The sequence below is a fragment of the Anaerolineales bacterium genome, from assembly GCA_037382465.1.
Taxonomy (GTDB): domain Bacteria; phylum Chloroflexota; class Anaerolineae; order Anaerolineales; family E44-bin32; genus WVZH01.
Genome location: JARRPX010000016.1, coordinates 1 through 16,890, shown reverse-complemented (window position 1 = coordinate 16,890; position 16,890 = coordinate 1). Strand labels below are relative to the sequence as shown.

Here is a 16,890-nt window from a genome sequence, read left to right as displayed (position 1 = left end):
CATAAAGATCAATAGGAGTGTGCGAGGGCGGGTAGCTGGATAGGAATCGAGTCGAGGTGGGTGAGTTGGTCTGGCCGGCTTGGGATCGCGCTGGCCAGGTTTATTTAACAAAGATGCAGAGGGGATGACCGATAAATTGGACGATTTCACCACGCTTCTCGATAACGTTGAGGAGATGGCGAATCCCCGGAGAGGGGATTTGCTGCATGGTCATATACTGGCGATCGACACCGAGGGGTTGATCGTCGATCTGGGATTGAAACGCGACGGTATCGTCCCCTGTATAGACCTGGATAAGCTTGCTGCCGATGATGCCGCTCCGAATGTCGGTGATGAAGTTGCCGTGATGGTGATCGATCCATTGGATCGTGACGGCAATCTCATCGTCTCGATCTCTCAGGCCCGAGAAAGCACAGATTGGATTCGTGCCAATCGCTTGATGGATCAGCAGAAAATTTTAGAGCTCAAGCCCAACGGCTACAACCGGGGCGGTCTGATCGTGCCTTTCGGCCGTTTGCGGGCTTTCGTTCCCGCATCCCATCTCAGCGAGTTGCCAAAGGGCCTGGACGAAGCGAGCAGATCGGTGCATCTGGAACGCATGGTCGGCCGAAAAATGCCCTTCAAGGTCATTGAGGTTGACCCTCGCCGGCGCCGGCTGGTTCTATCTGAACGAAAAGCTGTGCGCCAGTGGCGCCAGGACCGAAAGACGGAGATGATCGGCAAGCTCGAGGAAGGCGAAATCCGAAGCGGTAGAGTAACCAGCCTGCGCGAGTTCGGCGCCTTCGTCGATATCGGCGGTGCGGACGGTCTGGTCCATATATCCGAACTATCCTGGAATCGAGTCGACGATCCGAGTGAGATCGTTAAAATCGGTCAGGAAATCGAAATCCAGGTCATCCGCCTGGATCGAGAGGCGAACCGGATTGGCTTGAGTCTCAAACGTTTGCAGCCCAGTCCCTGGGAAGCGGCGGTTGGGAAAATTGAAGCGGGACAGGAACACGACGGGATCGTTTCTCACATCGCAGCATCGGGCGTGTACATTCTCGTCGGTGACGGCCCCGAAGGACTTCTGCAGGTCGATGACGAAACGCCGATGCTTTCCGTGGGGCAGCAGGTCCGTATTCGGGTGTCCGACTTCGACCCGGAACGCGAGCGATTGGATATAGAACTCGTTGCAGATGCGTTGGAAACCACACTCGAAGACGAAGAGATAATTTCTTAATTGTACTGACATACTACGTAAATGTGAGAGTGAGGTGAGGACAAGTGGCAACGGTCGTGCTTAGACCGAACGAATCACAAGAGCAGTTGCTGAAACGCTTTCGCAAGAAGGTGGCGAAGAGCGGGCTCTTAAGCACCGTTCGAAGAAAGCGCTGGTTCGTTTCTAAGAGCGAACTGCGCAGGATTCAACGCAAGAAAGCCATTCGCCGGCTCAAACGCCGCCAGCGGAAAATGGAAGCCCGCTATCGGGATTAATATAAACACACGCGTTGATGATTTTCTGGAAAGAATCAAGATCTGGAGGAATGCATGGGTAAGGAAGAGAAGATCGAACTGGAAGGGACCGTCATCGAGGCGCTTCCGGGCACACAGTTCCGGGTGGAGCTCGATAATGGTCATGAGGTATTGGCTTATCTCTCGGGAAAGATGCGTCGCTACTACATTCGCATCCTGCTTGGAGATCGAGTCCGTGTCGAAGTTTCGCCGTACGATCTTACGCGCGGCAGAATCATCTATCGCTACAGAAAACGCGTGACGGATCAGGGAAGCTGAACGCGAAGCATTCATCCAGATGAATTGAATGATCGTCAGATACCCTCGCAAGAGGGTGTCTGCGTTTAATGATGCAGCGTCGATTTGCGCTTGCCGGCTCGCACGATCGGATTACGGCAACTCGGGAAGTTTCCGAAGGACGAGCGCCACCCAATCCCCGTCGCGGCGCGTCTCGAGTAGCTGCGCTCCGAGCGCCATGCACTTCGCCCGTATCGCCTCGGATTGATGACGCATGATCCCGGACAGGATCAACCTCCCTTGAGGGCGGACCGCTCGTGTCAATCCGGCATCGAGCAGGTCAACGAGGATGGTTGAATAGATGTTCGCCAGCAGCAAATCCGCCGAATCTTGCCCCGATTCGTTGTTGAGTATATTCGGAAGTGAGCCCTCTTCGAGGCGGATTCGCTCGGGCATTCCGTTGCGTTTGATGTTCGTTCGTGCGTTTTCGATTGCTGTGGGATCCGTATCCAGCGCCCATACCGTGCCTGCGCCGAGTCGGATGGCGGCGATACTGAGGATTCCCGATCCGCAGCCGAGATCGATGACCGAAGCGCCGGTTTCCAGATAATCTTCCATGGCGGTAAGGCAGAGTTGCGTGGTGGGGTGCAAGCCGGTGCCGAAGGCCATGCCGGGATCGAGGATGATCGCCTGCCGTTTCCCCTTGGGCGCTTCGTACCAGGCCGGCAGAACGAGCAAACTCTCACCGATCGGTATCGGCTTGTAGCTGGCTTTCCATATTTTATTCCAATTCTGTTCTTCGATAACGCGGTAGCTTGGTTTCGGTATTGGCTGGATTTGACCCAGATGCCACAAACCCTGCTCGATTTTTTCTCGCCTGGCCTCGGTCCCGTCGTCGACATTCAGGTAGGCGAGGACTTTAACGCGGGTCGAGGCATTTACCCGATCTCCAGCATCTTCGATTTGAAGCGCAACACCATTGGGGACATGCCGGGATAGAACGTCCGCGACAGCTTCGGCCAGCTCTCCGTCCACGATCAGCGAGACTTCAAGCCATTTCAATCGGAAAGGCCTCCGAAAAATTCTTTGAGCGAATCGAGGAAACTGCGCTGGCGAAAGGTAACTTCCGTGCCCAGGGATTTCGCCAGGTCCTCAAACAGCTGCTTCTGTTCCGCAGTCAGGGAACGCGGGACTTCGATGGAGACGACCACGAGTTGATCGCCGCGGCCGTTCCGGTTTACGTGCGGCACGCCCTTGTTCCTCAGATGGAACACTTTGCCGGGCTGTGTGCCCGCCGGAATTTCGAGCGTATGATCGCCTTCGAGTGTGGGGATTTCGATGTCGGCGCCGAGCGTCGCCTGGGCGATGTTGATCGACATGTCGAGCAGGATGTCGTCACCCCGGCGCCGAAAATAGCTGTGCGGTTTGACCTGGATGACGATGTAGAGATCGCCCGCCGGGCCGCCGTTTACCCCCGGTTCTCCCTCGCCGGTGACGCGTACCTGCGTTCCGTCGTCGACGCCGGCGGGTATGGAGATCTGGCGCGAGACCGTTTTGCGGACGCGGCCTTCTCCGTTGCACGTATGGCAGGGTGTTTCGATCGTCTCTCCCTGGCCGTGGCAGGCCGGACAAGTGGTCACGTTGACCATGGAGCCGAGAAAGGTCTGCCGGACCTGACGGACTTCGCCGCTGCCGCCGCAGGTCTGGCAGCGAATGGGCGTGGTTCCGGGCTCGGCGCCCGAACCGTTGCAGCTCGAGCAGGTTTCGTATCGAGTGAATTCGATCTCTTTCTCGACACCGAAAACGGCTTCCTCGAACTCAAGCGTCAGATCGTGGCGCAGCGAGGGTCCCCGGCGGGGAGCTCTGCGGCTGCGTCCTCTACTCGTGCCGAAGCCGAAGAATTGCTCGAAAATATCGTTGAAGTTGAAGTCGAAGTTGAAAGGCATCCCTTTCAACCCGGAATGGCCGTAGCGATCATACGCCGCTTTTCGTTCGGGGTCGGATAGCACGGCGTAGGCCTCATTGATTTCCTTGAAGCGGTCCGCTGCATCCGGGCTGGCGTTCACATCCGGATGATATCTCTTGGCCAGGTGACGATAGGCGGCCCGAATGTCTTCCTCGGTGGCTTCGCGATTCAACTCCAAGACTTCATAGTAATCACGTTTCTGATCCATGTCGAATAACTGGAAGTACACGCTGGGGGTACTTCCCAGTATCTTTTTCTCCTAGTTCTGCCGCATCGACTTACTCGTTGGCCGCGCTGGCGCTTTCTGCCGACTCCTCACCCAATGGTTGCGAGGGTCGTTCGTGAATCGTGGCCCCAATACTTTGGAGATATTGAAGCAGTTCGTTCGTTGCGGTATTGATGAATGCGGGGTCTTCTGTGGCGAGTGATTCTCTTACCTTGGCGACCTTTTCAGTGACGTCTCCTTGGATCTGCTCCAGGAATTCGGATGTCGCTTCCGACAAGATTTTATCCGTGGCGTAAATCGCGTTGTCCGCAGCGTTCTTGGACTGGACGAGCGCGCGCCGTTTCTGATCTTCTTCGGCGTGTTTTTCGGCTTCCGTGCGCATGCGATCGATTTCCTCGTTCGAAAGCCCCGAAGAAGCCGTAACGGTGATGTGCTGGCTGTGGCCGGTCGCCTTGTCGGTGGCACTGACCTTCAGGATCCCATCTGCGTCGATGTCGAACGTCACCTCGACTTGGGGCTCTCCGCGCGGTGCGGGAGGAATGCCGTCTAGCGTAAAGCGGCCGAGGGATTTGTTGGCGTCCGCCATCGGGCGTTCGCCCTGCACGACGTGGATCTCCACTTCCCGCTGATGGTCCGTCGCCGTCGAAAAGACTTGCGTCTTCCGTGTGGGGATGGTCGTGTTGCGCTCGATCAACGACGTGGCCACACCGCCGAGGGTCTCGATGGAAAGCGTCAGTGGCGTCACATCCAGGAGTAAGACGTCTTTCACCTCTCCACCAAGAACGCCAGCTTGTATGGATGCGCCCAGGCCGACGACTTCATCCGGATTGACGCCCTTGTGTGGCTCCTTGCCGAATATCTTCCGCACCGCATCCTGAACGGCCGGCATGCGTGTCATGCCTCCCACCAGGATGATTTCATTGATATCGCTGGTTTCCAGATTCGAATCTTTGAGCGCTTGTTCGCATGGGGCAATCGAGCGCTCGATGAGGTCTTCCGTCAACTGCTCGAGTTTTGCGCGGGTGAGATTGACGTTCAGGTGTTTTGGTCCGGATGCGTCGGCGGAGATGAAGGGCAGGTTGATTTCCGTTTCCATAACCGTCGAGAGTTCGATTTTGGCTTTTTCAGCCGCCTCTTTCAATCGCTGAAGAGCCTGCCGGTCGGAACGCAAGTCGATCGCTTCCTGCTCGAGAAATCGATCCGCAACCCAATCGATGATCCTTTGGTCGAAGTCGTCGCCGCCGAGGAAGGTGTCCCCGTTGGTCGAGCGCACTTCGAAGACGCCCTCTCCGACATCGAGGATCGAGATGTCGAAAGTGCCGCCTCCGAGATCGTACACGGCGATGGTCTCGTCGGATTTTTTACCGAGTCCGTAGGCAAGTGAAGATGCCGTAGGTTCGTTGATGATACGCAAGACTTCCAGCCCTGCGATTTTACCTGCGTCCTTCGTGGCGTTACGCTGCGCATCGTTGAAATAGGCCGGTACGGTGATCACAGCTTGCGTGATCGGTTCACCGACGTAGGCTTCCGCGTCGGCCTTTATCTTGCCCAAAATCATGGCTGAAATTTCAGGCGGCGCGTATTCCTTTCCGCCCATCAGCACGCGCACGTCTCCGTTCGGCGCTTCGGTGACCTTGTAGGGAATGAACTGCAAACAGCGCTGGACTTCGGGATCGGACATTTTTCGTCCCATGAACCGTTTGATGGAGAAGATCGTGTTCTCCGGGTTGACGATCGCCTGCCGGCGAGCGACCAGGCCGACGACGCGCTCGTTGTTTTTGGGATTGATGGCAACGACGGAAGGGAATAAACGACTGCCTTCCGCAGAAGGGATTACCGTGGGCTCTCCGCCTTCCATAATCGCCGTAACCGAGTTCGTCGTGCCGAGGTCGATGCCGATAATTTTACTCATGTGTGCCTCCTACTTCGCCACACGCACCACGGCCGGACGGATGACTCGATCCCCCAGCCGATATCCTTGCTTGATCACCTCGATGATCTGACCATTCTCGTATTCTTCGCTGTCTTCGTAACTGATGGCGTCGTGCAAGTTCGGATCGAAATCCATTCCTTCTGCCGGTATGACCTCGACTCCTTCCGACTCGAGAACGGCTTTCAGCTTTTGGCGGATCATTTCGAGCCCCGCAATCCAGGCTTCATCCACGTTCTCTTCGGGGCGATCCTTGAGGGCGCGATCGTAATCGTCGAGTACGTCGAGATAATGGGAGATGATCTCGCTGATAATTCGTTCCCGCATCTCGCTCTTTTCTCGTTCGACGCGCTTCTTGAGATTGGCGAACTCCGCGCGCGCTCGCTGCCATCCGTCGAGGTATTCCGCAGACTCTTTTTGCAGGCGTTCGACTTCGGTCTGCAGCGATTCCACCTTTTCCTGCAGTTCCTCATACGTCAGCTCGACTACGTCTTCTTCTACATCGGCAAGCTGCGCATCGGATTCGGTTGCTGCGGTGTTTTCTTCTTCCGCCTGGACGACGTTCTCTTGTGGCCTGCTTTCGTCCTGATCCTTTTCGGCGTCTTCCGATGAATTTTCAAACGAAAGCTGTTCGGCGTCTTCATTTTGGGAAGGTTGTTTTTTTGATTTCTCTGTTGTCACGGGTACCTCATTTTTCTATTTCGTTATTGTTTTTCACTTGTGGCCGGCCGCTCGTGTGCCAGCGCCTCGAATGGTTTCCTCACATGGCAAACGCGGCTACGGGAACGGCCCTAGTCGGAATACGTGCCGATCACCAGATCGCTCAACAAACCGGCCACGTAGCTGACGGCTGAGATCGTTCGCCCATAGGCCATGCGAGTTGGACCGAGCACGCCCAGGGCGCCGGTTGCGCGGCCCGGCGCACCATATCGCGCCAGAACGATCGAAAAATCCTTGAGTTCCTCCCAGGCTCCTTCTCCTCCGATGACCACTTGAACGTCGCCGATCTTCGGATTGAGCACCTTGGCCAGAATCTCCTCCAGGTAACTGCGTTCTTCAAGCAGGCGCACCACTTGTTGAATCTGGGGTGAATCGACGAACTCGGGCTGAGCCAGCATGTTGCTGATTCCGTCGCGGTAGATTTCACCGGACCATACTGCGTCGGCACGCGCCATGATCTCCGAAATCAGGTGCGTAACTTCCTGCGCCAAACCTTGAAATTGATTCGCCTGGCGGGCGACCTGATCCGTGTTTTTTCCACTGCACAGGCGCGTGATCAACGTGGAAGCCTCGCGAAGTTGTTCTTGATTGATGACTTCGGCCAGGGCCAACATTTGCTGCCGCACGTCCCCGCCTTGCAGCACCAGCACCAGGAGCACCTGATGATCTTGTGTGGCGATCAGTTCCACTTGTTTGAATATGGACCGTTCCGGGCTGGGAGCGGTCACCAGGGAAGCCGATTTGGATTGCTGGGCAAGGACAGTCGCCGCCAGTTGGACCCATTCATCGCTGCCGCGTTTGGCTTGATGGAATTGATGGCTGATCAGGCGCTTTTCTGCGGCGGGAAGGTCGGCGTCGCCCAACAACTTGCGCACGAAATAGCGATACCCCTTTTCCGTGGGGACGCGCCCGGCCGAGGTGTGCGGTTGACGCAGCAAGCCGAGTTCCGTGAGAAAGGCCATCTCGTTGCGCACCGTGGCGGAACTCACGGCCAGATTATACTTGGATACCAGCGTCTTCGATCCCGTCGGTTTTGCCGTCTCGACGTAATCGTGAACGATTAACGCAAGAATCGTCTCCTGACGCTCCGTCAGGGGCTCCATATTTCCCTCACACGACAATTTAGCACTCTCAAATTGAGAGTGCTAATAAAGCCAAGAACGATCATACCATGCGCTTTGGGAGGCGTCAAGAAAGCTAAAAAGGGCAACTGGATTGGCTAGCTTCCGGAGGGATACGAAAGTCACCGCGTTCGCAGACGAGGGCTGGCTGTTTCTGTGTCCGGCACTTGGTAACCGAGCTGTGATAGGCATATTAGAGGGTTGACAATTCAACGTTCGGCAAGTACGATCTCGCCCGGAGTATGTTGGGTGAAAGGTAAGATCCGTATCTGCGAAATCATCCGATAGACAATAGCAACGCAAGGGTCATCCCGATGCGCCCAATCAATGGAGGAGAAATGGCCAATCTGCCGCAAATCACGGACGAAAATTTTGATGCAGAAGTACTCGAATCTGACATTCCCGTTTTGGTGGATTTCGGCGCAGCGTGGTGCCACCCGTGCAAACAATTAGACCCCATCGTTGATGAATTGGCGCAGGAATGGAACGGCAAGGTGAAAGTTGTAAAGTTGGACATCGATGCCAACGTCGATACCACGATGCGCTTTGGCGTCATGGGGGTTCCGACTTTACTGCTGTTCGTCAAGGGCGAGCCCGTTGGCCGGCTTACCGGTTTCATGCCGAAGAATCGCATCCTTTCCAAACTCGAAGAACACATCCCGGCATGAGTTGTTCTTTTTTACAGACTTTGATTGAATAGGAAGAAACACCGGACCCGTTCCTGCGGTGTTGACAGTGAGATTCCCGAATCCTATAATGTTAAAAAATACGACCACACAAAAGGCTGGGAAGAGGGCGAGTACATACCGATACGACGGCACAGAGAGTGGCACCAGGTGAGAGTTCCACCCGCACGCCGGTTTGGAATGGGCCTCGGAGCTGCAGGGCGAAAGGGAAATCGAGTAGCCCGCGCCGGAGATGCCACCGTTATCCGGGCATAGGGCATCGCAATAGACGTAGTGCCTGAAACGAGTGAGGCTGGCTCACAAATCCCGTCGCATCATCGGCGGTTTATTTTTCTTGTGATCGCTGATCTAAACGGGGTGGCACCGCGGGCAGTGAAACGCTCGTCCCCAACTGGGATGAGCGTTTATGATTCCCCCATGGAAAGCGATGGTCGTACGCTTCGAAGGAGTTACTCGTGGAGAAAAAACAACGCATCCTGACCGGAGATCGTCCCACCGGCCGGTTGCACCTCGGCCATTACGTGGGAACTTTGAAAAATCGTCTGCTCCTCCAGGATGAATATGAGAGCTTTTACATCATCGCAGACCTGCATACACTGACGACGAAGCCGGAGAAGGAGTCGATCGCCAAAATCCGCGCCTATACGCGGGAGATCGTACTTGATTATCTTGCGGTCGGTATCGATCCGGAAAAGAGTGTGATTTTCTTGCAATCCGGGATTCCCGAAACCTACACGCTCAACCTGATTTTCGAGATGCTCGTCAGTGTACCGAGATTGGAACGCGTCCCCAGTTTGAAAGACATGGCCCGCGATGCCCGCCTCGAAACGTTGCCGTTTGGCTTGCTGGGTTATCCGGTGCTACAGGCCGCGGACATCCTCTTACCCCGTGCCCACCTCGTGCCTGTTGCCAGAGACAACGCGGCACACGTCGAGGTGACGCGAGAGATCGCGCGCCGCTTCAATCGGATGTACGCCGCTGTTTTCCCGGAACCGCAGGCGCTTCTGGGTGAGATTTTGGTGGGCACCGATGGACGGTCGAAGGCGAGTAGTTCGCTGGGGAACGTGATCAATCTCTCGGACGACGCTGAAATTGTGACGCACAAGGTGCAGACTATGTATACGGACCCGAAGCGAATCCGGGCGGACGTTCCCGGCAAAGTGGAAGGCAACCCGCTTTTCATCTATCACGAGGCTTTCAACGACGATGCAGATGAGGTCGCAGAACTCGAGGAACGCTACCGCAAGGGAAAAGTTGGCGACGTCGAGGTCAAGCGCAAACTGAGTTTGGCTTTGAACCGATTTCTCGAGCCGATTCGAGAGCGCAGGCAGGCGTACGCCGCGCAAACGTCGCTCGTGGATGAGATCCTGGTGCAGGGTACGAAGCGCATGCGTGAGGAAGCCCGCGAGACCATGGCGCTCGTGCGTCAGGCGATGGGATTCAGCTCCCTGCCGGCGTAAATGCGGCAGTCAGGGAGCTGACTCGAGTCACGAAATTTCGAAGGAGGCCTTGAAGTCGAAGAGTAAGGTGGAATGTTTTGTCCGTCGTTTGTCGAGTAGTGTATAATCGCCTCGAACCCAAGTAGCGAAGCACGGACAGGTGATATGACAGAGAATAGAATACGTGTGTTGATCGCCAAACCAGGTCTGGATGGGCATGATCGAGGCGCGAAAGTCGTTGCGCGAGCATTGCGCGACGCAGGCATGGAGGTCATCTATTCTGGTTTACGGCAAACCCCGGAAATGATTGCGGAGGCTGCATTGCAGGAAGACGTCGATGTGGTCGGATTGTCGATTCTTTCCGGCGCTCACATGGCTCTGGTTCCCCGGGTGTTGGATATCCTCAAAGCACAAGGCCAGGATCAGGTGAAGGTATTCATTGGCGGCATTATCCCGGATGAGGACGTGGAGGCGCTGCACGCGATGGGCGTAGCCGCAGTCTTTGGGCCTGGCACTCGAACCCAAGACATCATCGAGGCCATCGAGAACGCGGTGAAAGCCGCTGGGATTCGTGCGTAAAACCAAAGTTCATATGCGATTGGTTGAAAACGTGTTGGCCGGCGATCGGCTGGCGTTGGCCCGTCTTTTATCGCTGATCGAAAATCAAGAAGCAGAAGGACTGGAGGCGCTGGCTGATCTATACCCGCGTACGGGTAACGCGCACATGATTGGCATAACGGGGGCGCCCGGGACGGGAAAATCGACTCTGGTCAACCAGCTGGTACGACGGCTGCGCGCGGCCACTCCGGATGGTGAGGAAGCATCCATCAAAGTGGGCGTCGTGGCAGTCGATCCAAGCAGCCCCTTCAGCGGCGGCGCAATATTGGGGGATCGTATCCGGATGCGTGATCTTTGCGGAGACCCGGGTGTTTTCGTTCGCAGCATGGCCAGCCGAGGTGCGCCGGGTGGGTTGGCGAGCACGACGGGGGGCGTCGCGCAGGCTCTCGATGCTGCCGGATTCGATGTGATCCTGATCGAGACGGTCGGCGCAGGTCAAGCCGAAGTCGATATCGCACGCACCGCGCACACGACCGTCGTGGTCACGGCGCCGGGGATGGGAGATGAGGTGCAGGCGATCAAGGCCGGCATCCTGGAGATCGCCGACATTCTCGTAGTCAACAAAGCGGACTTGCCCGGTACGGAGAATGCGATGCGAGCTTTGCAGGCGATGTTGGAAATGGGGCGTCCCGGGAAAGCCGATTTGGACGGGGAGAAGCGAGATGTGGGGCCGGCGTGGTGCGTGCCCGTACTCTGCACGATTTCAACGGAGGGGAAAGGCTTCGATATGCTTCTCGACGGTATCCTGCAGCACCGCCAATACTTGCACGATTCGGGGGGATGGGGCGAGCGTGAACGGGAACGCCAACGCGCTGCCCTGAATTCACTCATTCGGGAAAGATTGGTAGAACGATTTCTTGATTCCCAACCGGACGGCAAATTCGAGGAAGTTCTGGAAAAAGTCGTCGAGCGAACGTTGTCCCCGTGGCAGGCTGCTCGGGAACTCCTTCAACAGGAAAATACATAATCGAAAGAACTGCATGACGAGTCAGCGACGAACGAGGAGGCACAAATACCGAGATGAAAAAACAATATGGTTATGGAGATATCAAACTGCTCGCGGGGAGTGCGAGCACGGCTCTTGCAGAAGAGATCAGCGATTATCTTAAAGTTCCCCTGGAATCATACGACTTAATCGAATTTCCCAACGAGAATCTTTTTGTACGCCTGAACAGCAGCATTCGTGGGCAGGATGTATACCTCATTCAGACGATGTGTTCACCGGTCCATCGCAACATCATGGAACTACTCATCACCATCGACTGCCTCAACCGTGATTCGGCCGGACGGATTACGGCCGTGTTCCCCTACATGGCGTACGCCCGATCGGATAAAAAGGATCAGCCGCGCGTTCCCATCAGCGCACGCATGATCGCGGACATGATCGAGGTGGCGGGAACGGATCGTTACATAACGATCGATTTGCACGCCGGCCAGATCCAGGGATTTTTCTCCATCCCCGGTGATGTGCTGACCGCGTTTCACATCCTCAGTGATTATTTCGTGTCCAAGCACCTCAAGGACGCGGTGGTGGCCACGGCCGATTTGGGATTTGCGAAGAAAGGCCGCAACTTCGCGGAAAAATTGGGTCTTCCGCTTGCGTTTGTCGAGAAGAGACGGAATGGAGACCATCCTCGTGCCCGGGCGACAAACGTGATCGGGAGCGTGGAGAACAAGGATGTGATCCTCGTCGACGATGAAGTACTCACCGGTGGATCGATGTGCGAAGCCGTGGAAATCGTGAAAGAACACGGCGCCAAAGACGTTTATCTTTCCTTCACCCACGCGCTTTTCGTTCCACCGGCGTTCGAGGAATTGGCCAATTTGCCCATCAAGGAAATCGTCACCACCAACACAATCCCGCTGCCGAAGGAAAATATCCTGCCAAATATGAAAGTCTTGTCCGTAGCGCCGCTCTTGGCGGAAGTGATCCTGCGGGCGCATGAAGGTCGCTCGGTCGGCCAATTGTTTAACGAATAATTCCATACCCGATCAGATTGGTTCCTTCTCGCGATAGTAGTCGATGTCGTGCCGCAGACTGCGAACTTACGGGCTGCGCCGGGAGAAATGAACGATCGATGCCTGAGCGTGAACAGCGGCTTTCATCCGACTATCCGGATCCTCGAGTGGATAAGTTGAAGCCGCTCCTGGAAGAAGCCTGGCGGATCGTTCGCGAAACCCTCGATCTTTACACCAGGCAAGGATGTGCCATCCGAGCAGCGGGAGTCGCTTACCATCTGCTGCTTTCCATCTTTCCCTTGCTGCTGTTTCTGATTTTTCTCAGCAGCAAGATTTTCGTGGCCTACGACGTACGTAAACCGTTAAGTGATTATCTCAATGCGACGTTTCCCGGGATCGCCAGCGAGGTAATGCGTATCGTCAATGAGACTCTGCAAGCGAGGGGTTCATTTGGGTGGATCGGTGGGTTGCTGCTCGTGTGGAGCGCTTCTTCAGTCTTTTTCTCGGTCTTTGAAACCATGAACGTAATCTGGGGGGCTTCGAACCGGTCGCTGCTCCGTCGTCGGGCCGCGGCGATCGCTTCCGTAATCGTTGTCTGTTTGCTTTTCATCGCTTCGGTCTGGCTGAGCGCATTGACGGTTTGGCCGATTTCGGGCGGCGGAGCGACTCTCGGTTTTTGGATCCAATTCTTAATCGACCCCGGGTTGATCATTATCTTTTTGTGGCTCGTATTCCGTATCTTGCCCAACCGGACGATCAATCCTCGCGCCGCGCTGGCGGGTGCTGCGCTTGCGGGGATAGCGTGGCGTGTGGCGCGCTCCGCCTTCGCCTGGTTCTTGAACTCCGACCTGGCGAATTACGGCTTACTCTACGGTTCTTTGGCGTCGGTGGTGATCTTGATGCTCTGGGCTTATTTTTCCGGAGTGATTCTCTATCTCGGCGCTTCATTTGGTTCCGTGCTGGAAAACCGCTATTGGAGCAAGAAGTAGTAACGAAGATCTATCACGCATATAGGCAAAGGGAAATCCGCTGATGCAGCATCTTGTTTCAGAGCAACCGAGCGCTCGAATCACGGTCAAAAAACTGGGATTTTGGGCTGCGATTCTCGCTGCCATCTTCTCGCTTCTCTTTGCAGTGCTGGCCATCGCTTATTCACCTCCTGATTGGGCTGGAATCGAAGCATACGCCGAAGGCTTCGATTTTCTGCAAATGCTCAACATGATCCCCGTAGTACTCGTGACAATAGCCGTCATCGTGGTGATGGCGTGCATCCATAGCATTGCACCTTCTTCCAAAAAGGTGTTCAGCTTGATCGCTATCGCCTTTTCCGTAGTGTATGCCACGATCATCTCGACGAATTATTACATTCAGTTGTTCGTCGTACGTCTCAACCTCGTAAGCGGCAATCTTGAGGGACTCCAGTTATTGGCGATGCCCAATCTACATTCTGTATTCTTCGCGCTCGAGGCGCTCGGATACATGTTCCTCAGCCTGGCTACGCTGTTTGTCCTCCCGGTGTTTGGCCGGGGAATGTTGGCAGGTTGGATCCGTGCCTTCCTCATCATTAGCGGTGGACTGGGCATCTTCGGCACCATCGTGGCGCTGTTCGATTTACCACTGCTCATCTTTGCGGGCCTCGGGTTGTGGTCGCTCACGTTTCCGATCGCCATGATTTTCGTTGCGGTGTATTTTCGAAGCTTGCCGCATGAATAAATTCGACTTCTTGAGAGCGGATCATGAATTTTCCAAAATTCGTTTCTTTCACCATCACGAACGTATGTAACTTGCGCTGCAAGATGTGCGGCCAGTGGAGTGAAGAGGGCTACATGCACGCCGATAAAGCGCGCTTGCGGCAGGAGATGGGGTTGGATGATTGGAAACGGCTCGTGGATGAATTGGCCGACCGCGGTGTTCGCTTCGTTCTCCTGCGCGGGGGAGAGCCGTTTCTATTTCCGGGCATCATCGATCTGCTGGAATACATCAACGGCTGCGGGATGTTCATTTCAATCGACACCAACGGGACGATGTTGAAAACGTACGCGGCCGACCTCGTCCACATCGGAGACATGCACCTTACGATTTCGGTAGACGGGCCGGAAGAGATCCACGATCAAGTGCGCGGCGTCGAAGGCAGCTTTCAACGCTTACGTGAGGGCATCGAAGCGCTCCAGACGTTGGGGCAAGACGGTGGTAAGAGCATCAGCACTTCGATCTGCTTCACGATCAGTCCCTTCTCCTACCGCGGCCTTGGCGAGATGCCGGATGTCGCCCGCAGCCTGGGAATCGGCAGCATCAACATCGTGCCGTATTACTATGTTCCCGAACAAGTCGGGCAGGTATACGAACGAGAATTGGAGGCGCATTTCGCCTCCGCGGCGTTTTCGTGGCGCGGTTTCCATCACGAGGAATCCGGCGTGGATGTCGATGAATTTCGAACACAGCACAATCGCTACCTGGCGAACCTCGAAGATCTCGAGAATTTTCCCTACATGCCGTTGTCCGTAGAAGAATACAGGACCTGGTTCCTGGAAGCTACGAGCCCGGTCGGCTCACAGCGGTGCATGAACGTCGAAAGACTGATCGACATCCAACCCAACGGCGATGCGAATTTCTGCGTCGATTTTCCGGATTATTGTCTCGGCAACGTGCGAGAAGCGACGATCGAGGAGATTTGGAACGGCGACCGGGCGGAACGCTTCCGCGACTTCCGGCGAGAGAATCCCCTTGCTGTGTGCTACCGCTGCGGGGCGAAGTATATGTCGGAGATCGAGATCTGAGAGCCGACGCTTTTACAATTCGCTGTTCGCGGCGAGCACCTCGCAAATATCTCTGACTTCCATTTCCTCCCCCATGCCTTTCGAGCGGATGGCGTCATCGAGCATGATCGTGCAGTAGGGACACGCCGTCACGATCACGTCCGTCTGGATTTCGACCGCTTCGGCCAGGCGTCTGTGGCTGATGCGCGTGTTCGGGTCGATTTCCATCCACATGTGCCCACCGCCGCCGCCGCAGCAAAATCCGTTGATCTTGTTCCGCTCGAATTCGACCTGCTTCAAACCATCGACGCTGTTCAGCGTTTTGCGCGGTTCCGCGAAAAGGCCGTTGATGCGTCCGACGTAGCAGGAGTCGTGGTAGCTAAAAACGCGGCCGTCGTCCGTCGGGCGCGTCTGCAACTTGCCGGCTTCCAGCAGCTCGGCCAGCAGTTCGGAATGGTGCTGCACGCGGTAATCACCGCCAAACTGCGGGTATTCGTTCTTCAGCGTGTTGAAACAGTGTGCGCAGGCCGATACGATCCGTTGGAATTTGACGGTTTCGAAGGCTTCGATATTTTCCTGCGCCATCACCTGAAAGAGGTATTCGTGGCCCAGACGGCGTGCGGTTTCCCCGCAACAGCCTTCCGCTGCGCCGAGGACTGCAAAATCGACCCCGGCATGCTGCAGCAAGCGTACCAAATCCGCGCCGGCTTGCCTGCCGCGGGTGTCGTAGCCGTACGCGCAGCCGATAAAGAACAGCACGTCGGTTTCGTCTCCTGGCTGGAGTACGCGCACACCCAGTTCTTTCACCCAGGGCGCGTGGTCTTCCTTGGGCAGCCCCCAGGGATTGCCGCGCCGCTCGAATTGGGTGAGTGTGTCCCCGACGGACTTGGGAACCTCACCGGTGGTCAGGGTGAGATAACGGCGTAGTTCGATCGCCGTGCTGACCGGATGGATCATCAGCGGGCAGGCTTCCAGACAAGCGCCGCAGGTCGTACACAGCCAGGGCGTCTCTTTCAAGACCGCTTCGCCCAGTAATGCAGGCGGCTTTCCGTCTACCGGCGCGGTCAGGGTGGTTTTCAGGCTGAAATCCAGACCTTCGAGCAGCGCACGCGGGGAAAAGGGCATACCGCTAGCCGTCGACGGGCAGACGTCTTCGCAGCGCCCGCACTGCACGCAGGCGTCGATCATGAGCAGCGGCTGGCTTTGGAATTCGTCGATCTCTCCGACTCCCAGCTTTTCCGCATTCTCGATGTCTGCGATCGGTTCGAGGGCGCCGTTGGGGCGCTGGGAGCGGGTGATGATGTTGAGCGGGCCCAGGATCATGTGCCGCAACTTGGTGAAGGGCAGGCTGACGAGGAAAAGCATGCCCGTGGCGGCGTGCAGCCAGAACAGATAAGGGTGAATCGCAACCGCAGCGTCGAGGGAAAAACCAGATCTGCGCAGCAGCCCGGCGAGCATACTGCCGATCGGTGACCAGGACTGCCAATCCGGGTTGACGCTCTGCAAACGCACGGCCTCTGTGGCGAACCCGAGCAGGGCCAGGATCATGAGCAATCCCAACGAGAACCAGTCGTCCCAGCGATTCGGCAGATAGGACGGACGGCGGAAGGTGCGCCGTAGAACAGCCATGATCACACCAACGACGATCATGATGCCGCCGATGTCCATGATCAATTCAAAACCGAGATAATAGCCTTCGCGCGGCCAGTTTATGACGAACGGCGTGAACAACGGGTAC

General features: G+C 56.1%; 17 protein-coding genes. 11 read left to right on the top strand and 6 right to left on the bottom strand.

The features are described from left to right. Window positions 1–124 precede the first annotated feature (124 nt). From P8Z34_06220 to infA, 3 genes are read left to right on the top strand one after another with little or no spacing between them, the layout of a single operon-like run. Window positions 125–1,222: a S1 RNA-binding domain-containing protein gene (locus P8Z34_06220; protein ID MEJ2550259.1), complete on the top strand. Its 1,098-nt coding sequence runs from the start codon at window positions 125–127 to the stop codon at window positions 1,220–1,222. A 44-nt stretch (window positions 1,223–1,266) separates the two neighbouring features. Beyond that, complete coding sequence (rpsU, locus tag P8Z34_06215) at window positions 1,267–1,476, top strand: 30S ribosomal protein S21 (GenBank protein ID MEJ2550258.1); 210 nt, start codon at window positions 1,267–1,269, stop codon at window positions 1,474–1,476. Between the two features lie 54 nt (window positions 1,477–1,530). Then, on the top strand, window positions 1,531–1,773 hold the full coding sequence (infA, locus tag P8Z34_06210; protein ID MEJ2550257.1) for a translation initiation factor IF-1: 243 nt from the start codon (window positions 1,531–1,533) through the stop codon (window positions 1,771–1,773). 111 nt (window positions 1,774–1,884) lie between these two features. Here the strand turns inward: infA and prmA are convergent, their stop codons facing one another. The 5 genes from prmA to hrcA form a co-directional block, all read right to left on the bottom strand. After that, the gene (gene prmA / locus P8Z34_06205) at window positions 1,885–2,793 is read right to left on the bottom strand and encodes a 50S ribosomal protein L11 methyltransferase (GenBank protein ID MEJ2550256.1); all 909 of its coding nucleotides are present in this window, start codon (window positions 2,791–2,793) and stop codon (window positions 1,885–1,887) included. Beyond that, on the bottom strand, window positions 2,790–3,905 hold the full coding sequence (dnaJ, locus tag P8Z34_06200) for a molecular chaperone DnaJ (GenBank protein ID MEJ2550255.1): 1,116 nt from the start codon (window positions 3,903–3,905) through the stop codon (window positions 2,790–2,792). The genes prmA and dnaJ overlap by 4 nt, the downstream gene beginning before the upstream one ends. Window positions 3,906–3,975: 70 nt before the next feature. After that, window positions 3,976–5,835 carry a molecular chaperone DnaK gene (dnaK, locus tag P8Z34_06195; GenBank protein MEJ2550254.1) on the bottom strand — a complete coding sequence of 620 codons (1,860 nt, stop codon included), beginning with the start codon at window positions 5,833–5,835 and terminating at the stop codon, window positions 3,976–3,978. 9 nt (window positions 5,836–5,844) lie between these two features. Next, window positions 5,845–6,534 (bottom strand): nucleotide exchange factor GrpE, encoded by a 690-nt coding sequence (locus P8Z34_06190; GenBank protein MEJ2550253.1) that lies wholly within the window; start codon window positions 6,532–6,534, stop codon window positions 5,845–5,847. A 110-nt stretch (window positions 6,535–6,644) separates the two neighbouring features. After that, window positions 6,645–7,676, bottom strand: coding sequence for a heat-inducible transcriptional repressor HrcA (gene hrcA, locus P8Z34_06185; protein MEJ2550252.1), 1,032 nt, complete (start codon window positions 7,674–7,676; stop codon window positions 6,645–6,647). Between the two features lie 356 nt (window positions 7,677–8,032). On the opposite strand from hrcA, the gene trxA reads away from it, so the two are divergent. From trxA to P8Z34_06145, 8 genes are all read left to right on the top strand, one after another. Beyond that, window positions 8,033–8,362 carry a thioredoxin gene (gene trxA, locus P8Z34_06180; GenBank protein MEJ2550251.1) on the top strand — a complete coding sequence of 110 codons (330 nt, stop codon included), beginning with the start codon at window positions 8,033–8,035 and terminating at the stop codon, window positions 8,360–8,362. Window positions 8,363–8,835: 473 nt separating this feature from the next. Then, entirely contained in the window at window positions 8,836–9,840 is a 1,005-nt protein-coding gene (trpS, locus tag P8Z34_06175; GenBank protein MEJ2550250.1) for a tryptophan--tRNA ligase, read from the top strand. A 144-nt stretch (window positions 9,841–9,984) separates the two neighbouring features. Next, window positions 9,985–10,398: a cobalamin B12-binding domain-containing protein gene (locus P8Z34_06170; GenBank protein ID MEJ2550249.1), complete on the top strand. Its 414-nt coding sequence runs from the start codon at window positions 9,985–9,987 to the stop codon at window positions 10,396–10,398. Window positions 10,399–10,411: 13 nt separating this feature from the next. Continuing rightward, window positions 10,412–11,404 carry a methylmalonyl Co-A mutase-associated GTPase MeaB gene (gene meaB / locus P8Z34_06165; GenBank protein ID MEJ2550248.1) on the top strand — a complete coding sequence of 331 codons (993 nt, stop codon included), beginning with the start codon at window positions 10,412–10,414 and terminating at the stop codon, window positions 11,402–11,404. A 53-nt stretch (window positions 11,405–11,457) separates the two neighbouring features. Next, entirely contained in the window at window positions 11,458–12,417 is a 960-nt protein-coding gene (locus P8Z34_06160) for a ribose-phosphate pyrophosphokinase (GenBank protein MEJ2550247.1), read from the top strand. Between the two features lie 98 nt (window positions 12,418–12,515). Continuing rightward, a complete protein-coding gene (locus P8Z34_06155; GenBank protein ID MEJ2550246.1) occupies window positions 12,516–13,385 on the top strand; it encodes a YihY/virulence factor BrkB family protein in 870 nt (289 codons plus the stop codon). A 43-nt stretch (window positions 13,386–13,428) separates the two neighbouring features. Beyond that, window positions 13,429–14,109: a hypothetical protein gene (locus P8Z34_06150; protein MEJ2550245.1), complete on the top strand. Its 681-nt coding sequence runs from the start codon at window positions 13,429–13,431 to the stop codon at window positions 14,107–14,109. Between the two features lie 23 nt (window positions 14,110–14,132). Next, a complete protein-coding gene (locus P8Z34_06145; GenBank protein ID MEJ2550244.1) occupies window positions 14,133–15,173 on the top strand; it encodes a radical SAM protein in 1,041 nt (346 codons plus the stop codon). Window positions 15,174–15,185: 12 nt separating this feature from the next. Here P8Z34_06145 and P8Z34_06140 read toward each other — a convergent pair. Then, a partial coding sequence (locus P8Z34_06140) for a heterodisulfide reductase-related iron-sulfur binding cluster (protein ID MEJ2550243.1) occupies window positions 15,186–16,890 on the bottom strand: 1,705 nt, incomplete at its 5' end.